General features: G+C 67.5%; 12 protein-coding genes. 2 read left to right on the plus strand and 10 right to left on the minus strand.

The window, feature by feature from the left end; translation table 11 throughout:
- Positions 1–21: 21 nt before the first annotated feature.
- Positions 22–2,361, minus strand: coding sequence for a penicillin acylase family protein (locus G5A46_RS16900; RefSeq protein ID WP_163851418.1), 2,340 nt, complete (start codon positions 2,359–2,361; stop codon positions 22–24).
- Positions 2,362–2,604: 243 nt separating this feature from the next.
- Here G5A46_RS16900 and G5A46_RS16905 point away from each other — a divergent pair, with 243 nt between their 5' ends.
- Positions 2,605–3,345, plus strand: a complete 741-nt coding sequence (locus G5A46_RS16905; RefSeq protein ID WP_163851420.1) for an SDR family NAD(P)-dependent oxidoreductase — start codon at positions 2,605–2,607, stop codon at positions 3,343–3,345.
- Between the two features lie 4 nt (positions 3,346–3,349).
- Here the strand turns inward: G5A46_RS16905 and G5A46_RS16910 are convergent, their stop codons facing one another.
- The 3 genes from G5A46_RS16910 to G5A46_RS16920 are packed head-to-tail and all read right to left on the minus strand — an operon-like array spanning position 3,350 to position 6,554.
- Positions 3,350–4,036: a class II aldolase/adducin family protein gene (locus tag G5A46_RS16910; RefSeq protein WP_163851422.1), complete on the minus strand. Its 687-nt coding sequence runs from the start codon at positions 4,034–4,036 to the stop codon at positions 3,350–3,352.
- Positions 4,033–5,301 carry a four-carbon acid sugar kinase family protein gene (locus tag G5A46_RS16915; protein WP_163851424.1) on the minus strand — a complete coding sequence of 423 codons (1,269 nt, stop codon included), beginning with the start codon at positions 5,299–5,301 and terminating at the stop codon, positions 4,033–4,035. Before G5A46_RS16915 ends, G5A46_RS16910 begins: the two co-directional genes overlap by 4 nt.
- Positions 5,298–6,554, minus strand: coding sequence for an aminotransferase class III-fold pyridoxal phosphate-dependent enzyme (locus G5A46_RS16920; RefSeq protein ID WP_163851426.1), 1,257 nt, complete (start codon positions 6,552–6,554; stop codon positions 5,298–5,300). Before G5A46_RS16920 ends, G5A46_RS16915 begins: the two co-directional genes overlap by 4 nt.
- Before the next feature lie 345 nt (positions 6,555–6,899).
- On the opposite strand from G5A46_RS16920, the gene G5A46_RS16925 reads away from it, so the two are divergent.
- Positions 6,900–7,601, plus strand: a complete 702-nt coding sequence (locus G5A46_RS16925; RefSeq protein WP_163851428.1) for a TetR/AcrR family transcriptional regulator — start codon at positions 6,900–6,902, stop codon at positions 7,599–7,601.
- Positions 7,602–7,613: 12 nt separating this feature from the next.
- On the opposite strand, the gene G5A46_RS16930 is transcribed toward G5A46_RS16925, so the two are convergent.
- The 6 genes from G5A46_RS16930 to G5A46_RS16955 all read right to left on the minus strand — a co-directional run bounded on the left by G5A46_RS16930 (position 7,614) and on the right by G5A46_RS16955 (position 14,355).
- Positions 7,614–8,921: a TRAP transporter large permease gene (locus G5A46_RS16930; protein WP_163851430.1), complete on the minus strand. Its 1,308-nt coding sequence runs from the start codon at positions 8,919–8,921 to the stop codon at positions 7,614–7,616.
- Positions 8,918–9,436, minus strand: coding sequence for a TRAP transporter small permease subunit (locus G5A46_RS16935; protein WP_163851432.1), 519 nt, complete (start codon positions 9,434–9,436; stop codon positions 8,918–8,920). Before G5A46_RS16935 ends, G5A46_RS16930 begins: the two co-directional genes overlap by 4 nt.
- Positions 9,437–9,507: 71 nt before the next feature.
- On the minus strand, positions 9,508–10,566 hold the full coding sequence (gene dctP, locus G5A46_RS16940) for a TRAP transporter substrate-binding protein DctP (protein WP_163851435.1): 1,059 nt from the start codon (positions 10,564–10,566) through the stop codon (positions 9,508–9,510).
- A gap of 107 nt (positions 10,567–10,673) precedes the next feature.
- The gene (locus G5A46_RS16945; protein WP_163851437.1) at positions 10,674–11,909 is read right to left on the minus strand and encodes an acetyl-CoA acetyltransferase; all 1,236 of its coding nucleotides are present in this window, start codon (positions 11,907–11,909) and stop codon (positions 10,674–10,676) included.
- Entirely contained in the window at positions 11,906–13,555 is a 1,650-nt protein-coding gene (locus tag G5A46_RS16950) for a class I adenylate-forming enzyme family protein (protein ID WP_163851439.1), read from the minus strand. The genes G5A46_RS16945 and G5A46_RS16950 overlap by 4 nt, the downstream gene beginning before the upstream one ends.
- A complete protein-coding gene (locus tag G5A46_RS16955; RefSeq protein WP_163851441.1) occupies positions 13,552–14,355 on the minus strand; it encodes an SDR family NAD(P)-dependent oxidoreductase in 804 nt (267 codons plus the stop codon). The genes G5A46_RS16950 and G5A46_RS16955 overlap by 4 nt, the downstream gene beginning before the upstream one ends.
- Position 14,356 lies beyond the last annotated feature (1 nt).

A 14,356-nucleotide genomic window follows, 5' to 3' on the forward strand; every position in this document is an offset into this window, starting at 1 on the left:
TCGTGCCGATGCGGGCCATGGTCAGGCCGGGTTCAACCGGGTGCGCTTCACCGTGTGGCCGGCGACGGCCTCGGCGGAATAGGCCATCGGCACCATCTCGCCGCGCGCCCACAGCGGGTTCTGGTCGGAATAATGGGAATCGCCTGCCTGCCCGGCGGCGCCATGCATGACGATCCAGCGACTGTTGTCCCAATCGGCCAGGTCAAAGACATACCGCGCCACCGGGCCATAGACGGATCGGGTGCCGTAGCCGGGAAACCCGCCCGTCGCCAGCACGCAATCGCCGTCGCCGCCGGTCGGGTCCGATGTGGGTGGTGCCACGCCCGTCGCGTCGGGAAAGACATGCGCCAGCGGATGGACGAACAGGGGCACATGCGCCGCGCCCCATGGCTCGGGCAGGGGGCCGGCGGAGACGCTGGCAATGGCGCGGCGGATCACCCCGGTCCAGTCGTTTCCGTCCAGCAAGGTGACGTCATCGTCACGCAGCAGCCGGGGCAGGGTCCACCACATCTGGTTCAACGCAGGAATGCCCGGCGCGGGCGCCGCCGCCGGATGATCTGACGCGCGGTCCAGACCAGACAGACGGACCAGTTCGCGGGTCATCTCCTGGCGGATCATGTAGTAGATCGTGGGCGCGGTCAGGCCGGTGTCCATGCGGCCATCCCATCCGGCCAGCGCGGCGCGCAGCGGGCTGCCGCTCGCTTCCTCGCCCTCGTTCCCGCCAGTGCCGGCCGGCCAGGCGGCGAGGATCCGGGCGGTGATCTCCCGCGCGGGGGCGCTGTCGGTGTCCCGCAGGAAATCCGTCATGTCGCCGGGGGTCAGGTCCGAGGTCCGGGCGATCCTGTGGGCCAACCGGCTGGCGCGCGTCGTGGGGTGGCAATCTGTGGTGATGTAATCGGGATGATCCTCGGGCACCGTGCGGTTGTTGGCGGTGACGATATAGCCCTGCGCCGGGTCGATCTCGCAGGGCATCCGATCAAACGGGATGTAACCGCGCCACTCATGGGTGCCGGTCCAGCCCGGCACAGGCAGCCAGCCATTGATGCGGTCCCGCTCGGGTACCGATGCGCGGATCAACACGCCGATATGGCCGTCACGGTCGGCGCCGACGACATTGTGGTCGATCACGCCCCAGCCCTTGCAGGTCTTGTAGAACGCATCGAGACTGGTCGCGCGCATCATCGGCTCCAGGCAGTCCAGAGACCTGTCGATGTCGAACAGCTGCGCGGATTTCAGGGCCAGCGCCGGGCCGGAGGCAGGGTCGCCAGCGATGATCGGGCCGTGGCGGGTCTCGTGCACGGTGATCGTCTCGTCCGGGGCGCCGCGCACGGCGATGACCTCCTGCCGGGTGGTCGTGGCCTCTGTTCCCGTTTCGGTGCGGTAGCGGGCACCGCCGTCGGAGAATTCCTCAACATACAGATCATGCAGATCGGCAAAGCTGTGGGTGACACACCAGGCGACATTCTCCGTATGGCAGAAATGCGGAAAGGCCGGGACGCCGGGCACGGAAAAGCCGATGGCGTCGAAGTCGGGGCAGCTCAGGTGCAGTTGGGTGTAGATGCCGGGGATCTCGTATTGGCGATGCGGGTCACCGGCCAGCAGCGGGAGGCCGCTGGCGGTGCGCGACCCGGCCACCGCCCAATTGTTCGACCCGCCCACGGTTCCATCCTCGGGGGCAAAGCCCGACAGCGCCTCGATCGCGGGGGCAAGCTGCTCCAGCGTGGCGGCCAGGCGGTGGGTGTCGGCGCCCTGCGGGGCGATGACCAGCTCGCCCGATGCGTCCGCCCCGTCGTCATAGCGCAGCAGCGGCACGGCCTCTGCCCCGATAGTGCCCAGGGCGGCGGCGCGCCACAGCTTGAACCAGACAGAGCCCATCAGGATTCCGCGCTGGCGCATCACGGCGACGCCGAACCACGGTTCCCACCGCATCGGGAGGCTGCCCAGCAGGTCGTATTCCGGGGCCGTCCCGCCGCTATCGATCCAGGCGTTCACCCCCTGGGCATAGCGGGCCAGCATCTCCTGCGTGGCCGGGGCCAGCGCGTCGAAATCGCGCCGCGCCGCCGCCTCGGCTCCCAGTTGCCGGGCCAGCCGGTCGGCGGGCAGGGCGGCGGGGCCGGTCCATTCCGCCAGGCGGCCGATGCCGCGACGCAAGGCGGCCTCCATCTGCCACATCCGGTCCTGGGCGTGGACATGGCCGTTCACCAGGTAGAGATCGGCGGCAGAGGCTGCGCGGACATGCGGAATGCCCCATTGATCGCGCCGGATCTCTGCCGTGGCCGCAAGGCCGGGCAGGGACAGGATGGACGTCTCGGGATCTGGTGTCTGGCCGATATGAGGGTTGCGGGGATCAGTGTTGATCATGGCCGGCACCTTGATTCGGATATATCATGATAGCGATCATCATCCCTAGGACTTCAAAAAACTAGCCTAAACTTCGGCGCATTCTGCCGTGGTCCGACGGATCGGCAGTGATATCTCCCGAAAAACGCGTGTAAATTCGGTGGTTTGATATATTATAATGGCATGCAATCGCCGCAGGTCGCCCGGAGCAAATCCACTCCGCATCCCGCCCCGCGCCGTCATCGAAAGTAGAGGATCGACCCCATGATCATTGTCACAGGCGGAACCCACGGAATCGGCCGCGCCACCGCCCTCGCCCTGGCTGAGGGCGGCGCGCAGGTCTTGATCACCGGACGTGACAGCGCGGCTGGCAACGCGCTGGCGGAACAGACGCCGGGCGTGCAGTTCCAGCAGGCGGACGTCACCGATGACGCGGCCTGCCGCGCGCTGGTGGAACGGGCGATGACCCAGGGGGCGGGCCGGATCACCGGGCTGGTCAACAATGCCGGGATGGGGCGGCGCCACGTCTTTGCCCAGACCAGCGCGGCGGATTGGGATCAGATGATGCAGGTCAATGCCCGCAGTGTCTACCTGATGACCCGGCTGGCGTTGGAGGGGCTGATCGCGGCGCGCGGCGCGGTTGTCAATGTCGCCTCCGTCGCGGGCCTGCGCGGGGAGGAGCAGCTGGCGCTTTATACCGCGTCCAAGGCGGCGGTGATCGGGCTGACGCAGGCGCTGGCATTGGAACTGGGCGGCCAGGTGCGGTTCAACGCGGTCTGCCCCGGCCAGGTCGGGACCCGGATGATGGACGGCGTGCTGGCGGATGCCGCGCGGCGGCGGGCGCTGGAAATCCGCATCCCCACGGGCCGCATCGCGCATCCCGCTGAAATCGCCGAGGTCATCGCCTGGCTGCTGTCGGACAAGGCCAGCTATGTCAACGGCGTGGTCCTGCCTGTCGACGGGGCGGAGACGGCGGGGCTGCGCCTTCCCCGCCCGGCGGGCTAGGCGATCAGCGTCCGCCATCCGCCGGTCCTTCCGTTTTCGCGGCAGAGCCGTACCCATAGGTCCGGTAGGCGGTGTGGACCTCTGCCATTTCTGCATCGGTCAACAGGGTGACCGGGCCCATGGTGCGGGCCAGTTGGTATTGCCGCGCCAGGACTTCCAGTTTCTCCGTGCGGACAAAGGCCGCCTCCAGCGTTGCGCCCAGGGCGATCATGCCGTGGTTGGCCATCAGACAGGCGTGGTAGCGCTGGCCCATCGTGTCGGCGACGGCGCGGGCCAGTTCGACCCCGCCAAAGGTGCGGTAGGGCGCGCAGGGCACTTCGTTCCCGCCGAACCCGGCAACCATGTAGTGGAACGGCGGCATCGCCTGCCGCAAAACCGACAGGGCGACGCAATAGGTGGGGTGGGCGTGAACGATGGCCTGCGCGTCGGGCCGATTGCGGTAGAGCGCGGCGTGCAGCGCCCATTCACTTGACGGTTTCCAGCTGCCGGTGACATGACCGTCGAAGGCGACATGAGCGATCTGGTCCGGCGTCATCCGATCGGGTGGGATGCCGGAGGGGGTGATCAGCATCCCGTCCCCCTGGCGCAGGCTGATGTTGCCCGCCGTCGCGTTCGATAGCCCGGAGGTCACGCAGGCCTGGCTGTAATGGACCAGCGCGGCGCGATGTTCTGTGTCCGGTGCGGAGTTCATGACGCGGCTCCCTGTTCCATTTCTTCGAGGGCACGCAGCAGCACGTCGCGGCTGCCCAGCTTGCCGGATTTCAGGAAAAACGACATCGGGTCAGCTTCCTGGGTCACGCAGAATCCGCCGCCCAGCGGTCCGCGCGCCATCGCCCTGACCCGGTCGACGCCCAGGGCGGCCATGACGGCGCCCGAGGTCTCGCCGCCCGCGACGACAAGGCGCCGGATACCCCGCGCCCTGAGGCCGGTGGCGATTCCGGCCAGCAGCCGTTCGGCCCGCCGTGCGGCGCCCATCCGCCCGTGCAGGGCCTGCGCCGCCTGAACGCCGCCGGTGTCGGTACAGGTGGTGATGGCAAGGGGGGTGCCGATCCGCGGCGTGGCCCAGTCCAGCGCGCGGGCGATCTGGGCGGCCTCCGGCGCGGGATCGCTCAGCGGCAGGCGCAACACGGGGTGTTCGGCGGCAAAGGCGTCCAGCTGCGCCTCCGCCACCGGCCCGACGCTGCCGCCCAGAACGGCGGCCGGGCCCTGCGCGTGGCGCGGTGGCGGGGCGGTGCCCGCCCGACCGGCGGCCCGTGCCAATCCCAGCGACACGACCAGCGGATCGCTGGCAACGATAGCGCGGCTGTCGGCGGCCAGCCGGACGCTCATCGCGACATCGGCATCGTCGCTGCAATCCAGCAGCACATGGCGGTGTCCGGCGGCGACCTGTGCGGCCAGCGCCTGACGGGCCGGCCCTTCGCCCGCCAGCAGATCCAGGTGGGAGACAAGACCCAGTGGCGTGCGCGTCTGCAACGACAGGAACCGCACCAGGTCGGGGTCGGGCATCGGGGTGACCGGGTCGAACCGCTTGACCGAGGTATGCACCGGTGCCCCCTGGTAGAACAGGTGGCCCTGGTGCACGGTGCAGCGGAATTCGGGGAAACCGGCACTGATCAGCAGCGGCTTCTGGTCCAGCCGGTCGGCCAGCATGTCGGCGGCCAGCCCGATATTGCCCTCCGGCGTTGAATCGAAACTGGCGCAAGCCTTGTAGGCCACGGTGCGGCAGCCGCGTCCCACCAGCGCATCCAGTGCGGTTGCAATGGCGGCGCGGGCCTCGGCCACGGGCACCAGGCGGGTGCGCTGCGCCAGCACCAGGATCGGTGCCTCCGAGGTTTCGGCGGCGGCGCGCTCCGGGTCGAAAAAGACCGGCGATTCATGGCCCGCTTCCTCGAAATAGCTGGCGACCAGCAGCGCACCGGTCACGTCGTCGGAAATGACCCCGTAGGCCGGGGTCACGCGGACACCTCGTCCTGGCGTCGGGCCAGCGCGGCGAAGGCGTCGTCGATGGCGGCCAGTGCGGTGTCGATGGTGGCGTCGTCATGGGCCAGAGACAGGAACATGTTGTGCCGGTGGTGCAGGTAGACACCGCGCGACAGGGCCTCCTGGCACAGCGCCTCGCCCAGCCGGGCGTCGGGGTCGTCGGCGAATTGCATCAGCGGGATCGCCGGCGGGCCGGACAGGGCAACGTCAAAGCCGTGCCGCGCCGCGCTGCCGGTCAGCCCGGCGGCAAAGCGGTCGCCGGCCGCGCGCAGGTGGGCGGGTCCGTTCTCACGCTCCAGCACGTCCAGAACGGCGACGGCGGCGGCCATCGGCGCGCCGGAATACCAGAAGGAGCCGGTGACAAAGATCTGTCCGCCGGCCTTCCGGAACCGCTCCGCTCCGGTGACGGCGGCCAGCGGATAGCCATTGGCGATCGCCTTGGAATAGGCCGCCAGGTCGGGCCGCACACCGACGCCTTCCCAGCTTCCGCCCAGGTGCAGACGGAACCCGGCGCGCACATCGTCGAGGATCAGCGCCGCGTCCGCGGTGTCGCAATGCGCCCGTGCGGCATGCGCGAATTCGGGGGTCGGCAATTCCTGCCGGGTGGCCAGGTCGTGGCGAAAGGCCGACACGACGACCCCGGCCAGATCTTCCCCGGCCTCGGCCACGGCGGCGGACAGACTGTCAGGGTCATTGTAATTGTAGTAGATCAGGTGGGCGCGATCCTCTGCCGTGACCCCCACCACGGAGGGGGAGGACCAGGGCACCGCACCGTGATAGGCGCCCCTGGCCACCAGGATCTTGCGGCGCCCGGTGCCCGCACGGGCGATGGTCACGCAGGTGGTCATGGCGTCCGATCCGTTCTTCTGGAACAGGGCCCAATCCGCATGGGGGATCAGCGCGACCAGCCGTTCGGCCAGCGTGACGGCATGTTCGGTCGGCCCGTCCAGGCAATCGCCGGCATCCAGGCAGGCGCGGGCGGCGGCTTCCACCTGTGGATGGCGATGGCCCAGGATGATCGGCCCCCAGGAGCACATGAAATCGATATATTCCCGTCCGTCCGCATCGCGCACGCGGGCACCGTTCCCGCCGGAAAAGAACTGGGGATACCCCTCGGGGACTGCCGCCGCGCGCATGTGGCCCCACATGCCGCCGGGGATCACATGCGCGGCGCGGGCCCGCAGCTGGCCGTCTTTGGTGTTGGGAAGGGATTGGGAGGTGGTGGGCATGGGCTGTTCCGCTCTGCTTGTGGCGGAGCCGGACAGCACCCGCATTCGATATACCAAAAATCGGGAATCAGGGGCGCCAGTCAAGCTTTTCTTTCGAAATCACTCCCAGATTCATCCGGTACCGAGGCGGGATCTTCAGGGTATTAGTAGGGCGGCGGCTCTCTAACATAGTGTAAAATAAACGATAAACGTGGTATCCGTGGTTCTGATCCACAGAAATCTTTCCCAAGAACTCTTCACTATTCTGCTATATCATAAATCAGGGCAGATCCGCCGAATCCGCAGAACTTGTCGCTTTCGCGGGCGCGCCTTAGATTGGACAGACACCGTAGGGGGAGCCCGCATTTGACCACTTCACGCGACATGGCCGCCGAGCTGACCCTGAACCGCCCGATGCGCCGCAGGGGGATCGAGCGGTTCAACAGGTTGCTGGACGTGACCGAAACCCTGATGGCGGAAAACGCGGACGAGGACATCAGCCTGGCCCGCATCGCGGAGGCGGCGGAAGTGTCCATCGCCTCGGTCTATTATTTCTTTCCGAACCGGAATTCCGTCTTTGTCGCGCTGGCATTGCGGTTCAACGACGAGATCTACCAGCGCGCCATCCTGCCGCCGCGCGATCCGGAACCGCAAAGCTGGCAGGAGCTTCTGGAAACCAAGCACAAGGCGGCGGCGGAGTTCCAGAACAGCCGGCCCGCCGCCCTGCGCCTGTTCCTGGGGGCGGGGGTGTCGGTCGCGATACGCAATGCCGATTTCACCGGCAACGCCCGGATCGCACGCAGCCGGGCGCGGATGCTGGAAGCCTATTTCGATCTCCAGCCCACCCCGGACCTGGCCCGATGGCTGGAGGTGTCGGCGGCGGCGATGGACGGCGTCTGGTCTCTGTCCTATGGCCGTCACGGCAAGATAACCGAGGAATACCGCAGGGAGGGCACCGCCTGCGCGGTCACCTACCTGCGCCGGTTCCTGCCGGAGTTCCTGCCGCGCAAGCCTCTGACCGAAGAGGCTTTGGCCCGGATCGACGTCAGCGCCGACCCGACGGGCTGACCTGACCGGCCCCTAGCCGGCGGTCAGCCAGGCCGTGCCCTGCACCAGTATTCCGGGAAAGGCCATCAACAGCGCACCGCACAGGATCATCAGCGCCACATAGGGCAGAACGGCGCGGTACAGCTCGACGATGCTGGCCTCGGGACAGATCGTCTTGAGGTAGAAGATGTTGTAGCCGAACGGCGGGGTGATGTAGCCGATGCACAGGTTCAGCTGGAAGATGATGCAGAACCACAGCGGATCGAACCCCAGCTGCACCACCACCGGGAAACACATCGGCAGGACCAGCAGGATGATCCCCAGCGGATCCAGGAACATCCCCAGCACCAGCACCACCAGCTGCATCAGGATCATCAGCATCCAGGGGGAGAGGTCCAGCTCGGTCAGGTAGCTCTGCATGAAGGAGATGCCCCCCGCAGCCGAGTAGACGGAGACAAAGGCGGTCGCGCCGAAGACGATCCAGATCACCATGCCGGTGGTCACCGCCGTCTCGAAACAGACCTCGCGCAGGAATCTCAGTGTCACCTCCCCCTGCGCAGCGACGGCCAGCACCACGGTAACCGCGCCGACGGCGGCGGCCTCGGTCGGGGTGGCGAGGCCCAGGAAAATGGAGGCCAGCACCACCACGATGATGGTCAGCGGCGCCAGCACCGACCTGAGCGACCATAGCTTGTCCTTCAGCGGAACGCGGTGGCCGATGGCGGGCGCGGCCTCGGGGTGGCGCCAGGCGTGGATCGCGACATGGGCGCAGATCACCGCCAGCACCAGCAGACCGGCGATCAGCCCGCCCATGAACAGCCGCCCGATGGACAGGCCCGTCGTCATGCCGATGACGATCAGCGTGATCGAAGGCGGGATGATGATGCCCAGCGTGCCGGCCGCCGCGATGGTGCCCAGGGCAAAGCCCCGGTCATAGCCCAGCCGCTCCATCGCGGGCATCCCGATCTTGCCCGTCGTCAGGGTGGAGGCGGCGCAGCTGCCCGTCATCGCCGACAGCACGGCGGCAAATCCGGCGGTGCCCAGCAACAGCCCGCCGTTCACCCGGCCCGACCAAAGGTGGAACGCGTGGTACAGATCGCTGGAGATGCGGGAGCGGGACAGCGTGACCCCGATGAAGATGAACAGCGGCACCGCCGCCAGCAGCACGGACCACATGGTGCCGAACACGGCGGAGACCATGGGAAACAGTCCCCCCGATCCGTACATGATCAGGGTGAACGCCACCGCCACCCCGCCCAGGGCAAAGGACAGCGACACGCCGAGGACGATCAGCAGCACCAGGCTGCCGAACATGCCGAGGGTCAGGATTTCAGGGCTCATGCGGCGGGATCTCCGGTCGGGGTTTCGTCAGATTGCGGGCGCCACATCCGGCGCAGCGCATCCGCCAGCTCGGCCAGGCCCTGAAGGGCGATCATCACGACACCGATGAACAAAGCCAGTTTCACCGGCCAGATCGGATGGCCCAGGGCGCTGTCGTCGCGTTCCGCGAACATCCACGACATCTCCAGGTAGGACCAGGCCTGATAGCTCAGCGCGCCGGTCCACAGCAGCAGGACGGCATAATTGACCACGTCGAGAAAGGCCCGCCAACGGGGGAAGCGGTCGTTCAGCAGCAGATCGACCCGGACGTGGCCGCGATGGATCAGGGTATAGGCGCCCAGCAGCACGAAATAGGCGCCAAAGATCCGCTGGGTGTAGCCCTGCACCCAGATGGTCGGCGCGTTGAAGGCATATCGCATGACCACCTCGTAGACGATGATGACCATGCCGATCAGGATGGCAAAGCTGACGGCCTTGCCCAGCAACGTGTTCAGATAGGTGATCAGTCGCACCATGCGTCGGCCTCCCTCGTGGCTCTGGACCGCGTGGCGGGCCGGGGTATGCCCGGCCCGCCGGTTGCGCGGGATCAGACCTTGCCGGTCTGGCGCATGAAATCATGCAGCAGGGCGCCGATGCGACCGCTGTATTTCGGATCCTGTTCCGAAATCTCGTCCACGACTTCCAGCGACTTGTGGCGCATCTGCTCCAGAACCGCATCCTCCATCATGGAGATCTCACCGCCCGCCTCGTTGACGAAAGTGTCCACGCCGTTCAGATCGGCCTGCATGATCCGCGCGGAATAGATGCCGGTGGTGGCGCGCACGGCATCGGTGACGACCTGCTTGTGATCCTCACCCAGGCGGCTCCATTTGTTCGCGTTGACGAACACTTCGAGGTTGGTGGGGCTGACCAGATCGGGCTGGACGATGTAATCCGTCACTTCCTGGAAATTCATGCTCATCCCGCCGGAGACGCTGCCCCAATGGGCCGCGTCCACGATCCCGGTCTGAAGCGCCTGATAGAGTTCCCCGCCCGCGACGGAGACGGGGTTGGCGCCCATCTTCTCCAGCACGCGCGCGGCGGTGCCGGTGGTGCGGATCTTGTAGCCCTGGAAATCCTCGGCCGTGCGCACCGGGCGCTTGCCGAACAGGGTCACGCCGCCGGCGCCGATCGGGCCGACCTGGTGGATGCCGCGTTCGGCATAGGCTTCGCGGATGATGTCCAGCGCGCCCATCTCGTACATGAAATATTCCATCTCCGTATTGTTGGAGAAGGTCGCCAGGTTGCCGTTCAGATGGCCCGCAGCGGGGATCTGGCCGACCCAGTAGGCCGGGAAGGTGAACGCCCCGTCAAGCGCGCCCTGCGCCGACGCCATCAGCGAATCCCCGGTCGAGACGATGGAACCGGGGGCATGGGTCTCGATCACCAGTTCGCCATTGGTCGCGGTGGTCACGCGGTTGGCGAAATCCTGAAAGATCGCGTCGTAATACCAGGTGCCGGTGGGAAAATGCGTCTGCATCCGCCAGGTGGTCACCGATTGCGCCGATGCAATGGTCGCGGGCGCGGCCAGCACGGCGGCGCCGGCCAGCACGGGTGCGCCGGACAATACGTTGCGGCGGGTGAGGGTCTTCTTGGTCTGGGTCATGTCTGTCCTCCACTGATAAGTCGGGGCTTTGGCCCCCTTGGTTCGGGTGGGCGTCGTCCTCCTGCCGCCCGGCCCGTTTTCTGGTCGTGTCGTCCGGGGTGCCGGTCTCAGGCGCCTGCCTCGACGACGAAAGTGACGATGGTCGTAGCACTGCCGCCCAGGTTCAGAGTGGCGAAGCGATGCGCGCCCTCCACCTGGTAGGCGCCGGCCCGGCCAGTGACCTGGCGCGCGGCGTCCAGCACCATGCGCACGCCGGTGGCGCCCACCGGATGGCCGCCGCCGATCAGCCCGCCACCGGGATTGACCGGGATGCGGCCGCCCAGGGCGATGTCGCCGTTTTCAACCGCCCGCCAGCTTTCGCCCGGAGGGGTGATGCCGAAATGGTCGATGGCCATGTACTCGGTCGAGGAGAAGCAATCATGCGTCTCGATCCCGTCAACCTGTGCCACATCGGCAATCCCCGCGCGGGCGAAGGCGCCCTGGATCGCGTCGCGCACATGCGGGAAGATGTAGGCGCTGTCACGGCTGTAATCCAACTTCTCCTGAAGGCGCAGGTGGGCGGTGGTGTGGCCCCAGCCGGCGATGCGCGGCAGGTCGTCCAGTGACAGGCCACGGGCCTCGGCCCAGGCGCGGGCATAGGATTCCGAGGCCAGCACCACCGCCGCCGCACCATCGGTGATCTGGGCGCAATCCTGGCGGCGGATCATCCCTTCGATCACCGGATTGGCGTCGTCATCGGCGGTGAAGCTTTCGGCCGTGTATTGCCAGTCGCGGGTCTGCGCGTTGGGATTGCGGCGGCCGTTCTCGATGTTCAACCGGGCGATTTCGGCCAGATGGTCGTATTTCAACCCGTAGCGGCGGTCGTATTCCTCGGCCACGCGGTGGAACATGTAGGGCCAGGGGTAGGTTGCCTCCTGTCCCTCGGTGCCGACCCACATCGCCGCGCCCAGGTTCTGCGCCGCTTCCTTGCCGGAGACGTTCCGCTCCAGTTCCACCCCGGTGACGAGAACGCAATCGTAGCGTCCCGCCTCGATCTCCGCCGTGGCGGCCAGCATCGCGATGGAGCCGGAGGCGCAGGCGGCCTCGTGACGCCCGGCGGGACGGCCGTAAAGCGCGGGGTCGATGGCGGCAAACATGCCGCCCAGCTGGCCCTGGCCGGCGAACATCTCGCCGGTGAAATTGCCGACATGGGCGGACTGGATTTCCCCCGCGTCCAGCTGCGCATCTGCCAGCGCGCCCTGGACCGCGTGTTGCATCAGGTCGAACAGGCCCTCGCCCCGGCGGGCGGCAGAGATGGCGAAATCGGTTTGATGTCCGCCAAGAATGAAGATCGGCTGTGTCATGTGCGTCCTTTCGGATTGTGCGGCGCGGTGCGGGTTTCTGCCTCGGCCCGCGCGCGTTCGCGCAGGGGCACCTTGGACAGCTTGCCGTTCAGGTTGCGCGGCAGGGGATCGTCGGTCTGGGTGACGAAATCGGGGGTCTTGTAATCGGCCAGCTGCGTCCGGACATGGGCGCGCAGCGCCTCGGGGTCGATCGGTTCGGTACCGTGGACAAAGACGTGCACCCGTTCGCCCAGCACGGGGCAGGGGGTCCCGACGGCGGCCACCTCCACCACGCCGGGAAAGGCATGGATGACGTTTTCCAGCTCAACGCAATAGACCTTGAATCCACCGCGATTGATCATGTCCTTGATCCGGTCATGCACCCGCAAGTAGCGTTCTGCGTCCACCGATCCGATATCGCCGCTGCGCCAGTAGCCCGCGACGAAGTTCTTGCGCGTCGCTTCGGGGTTGTCCCAATAGCCCGAGGCATTGCCGGGGCTGCGGATCCACAGCTCTCCGTTTTCGCCGGGAGGGACTTCGCGGCCCGCCTCGTCCAGTACGCGGATGTCGACGCAAGGCAGCAGGGTGCCGACGCTGTCCAGATGTGCGTGCCGCCGGGCCGGTTCGGTCAGGGACACCGCCGATGTCGTCTCGGTGCTGCCGAAACCGTTCAGCAATTGCAGTTGCGGCAATGTCTGCGCCAGCTGGGTGATCGAGGTTTCGGCCATGGCCGCGCCGCCGAAATGTCCCACCCGCCAGGCGGACAGGTCGCGCGCGCCCAGATCCGGTTCCAGCAGCAGGAGGTTGTACATCGCGGGCACCAGGACGGCGGCGGTGATCGCTTCCCGTTCCAGAACGTCGAGGGTGGTCGCGGCCTTGAAATTGCGTTCCAGAACGACCAGACCGCCGACATTCATCATCACCGTCAGTCCCGCCAGCAGGCCGGAGATATGGGTGATCGGAATGACCAGCAGCATCCGGTCCTCGGCCGTATAGCCAAAGCGGTCGCGATAATTCCGCGCCGTGTGCCAAAATCCCAGGTGGGTCAGCACCGCGCCTTTGGGCCGGCCGGTGGTGCCGGAGGTATACATGATGCAGGCCGGATCTTCGTCCCCGGCGGGGGAGGGGGCGATCTGCCGCGCCGCACCTGCCAGATCCGCATGCGCAATGGCGCCGCGATCGGCCAGTACAGGCACCTCCCGCGTGTCGGCGCATTCGATCAGCAGCCGGACAGTGGGGATGGCTGCGGCCTCGGGCACGCGGTCGGCAAGATCGCGTTCATGCATCAGCGCCACGGCGCCGCATTGGCCCAGCATGAACGCCAGCTCATCCGCCGCCTGCCGGATGCCGATGGGCACCGCCACCGCGCCCAGCCGCCACAGGGCAAACAGGGTCGTGACGAATTCCAACCGGTTGCCCAGGAACACCGCCACCCGGTCGCCCGCCGCGATCCCGTGCGCCGCCAGCCCGGCGGCCTCCTGCGCCACCCGGTCGGCCAGTTCCGCATAGCTGAGCCGGCGGACCCCGTCCTGAAGGGCAGGGCGGGCGCCGTGGGCACGGGCGATATCGGCCAGCATGCGGTCCAGGTTCTCCGGGCAATCGGCGTGGCAGGGCACGATCCGGTCACCGTAAAGAACGCGGTGTTGCGGGGCCGTGGGGTTTGTCATGCGGGGATCTCCTGCGGTTCGCGCATCCGCACGCCGCCGTCAATACGCAGCACGGATCCGTTCAGCATCTGGTTCTCGACACAGGTCAGTGCCAACCGGGCGAATTCATCCGCCCGGCCGAACCGGGTGGGAAATGGAACATCGGCGATCAGCCGGGTGCGGGTGTGGTCGGGCACGTCGCCCATCATCCCGGTCTCGAACGTGCCGGGGGCCAGGGCCACGATGCGAATGCCGAACCGCGCCAGCTCCCGCGCCAGCGGCAGGGTCATCGCCGCCACCCCGGCCTTGGAACTGCCATAGGCGGCCTGTGCCGACAGGGCTTCGTAGGCGGCGACGGAGGCGGTGTTGACAATCACCCCCCTGTCCGGCCCATCGGGCGCGGCGGGGCCGTCCTGCGACAGGGCGGCGGCGAACAGGCGGATGGTGTTGAACGTGCCGGTCAGGTTGACGTCGATCACGCGGCGGAACTTCTCCATCGCGCGCGGAGAGACGGCGCCCGTTTCCCGGTCGATGCGGAACACGCGCGCGGGGCCCAGGATACCGGCGCAATTCACCAGGATCGTGGCGCGGCCCAGCTCCTGGCCGATGCGGTCGAAGGCCGCTTCCATCTGCGCGGCATCGGCGACATCGCCCGCCAGCGTCAGCGCCATCCCGGCCACCGGATCGGGGGCGGGACCGTCGCGCGGCGGCAGGTCGATGCCCACCACCTGCGCGCCGCGGGCCACCAGCGCCTGTGCCACGCCGCGCCCCAGCCCGGAGGCCGCGCCGGTCACGATGGCGATCTGTCCTGTCGGATCCATG

The organism is Pseudooceanicola aestuarii, from assembly GCF_010614805.1.
GTDB lineage: Bacteria > Pseudomonadota > Alphaproteobacteria > Rhodobacterales > Rhodobacteraceae > Pseudooceanicola > Pseudooceanicola aestuarii.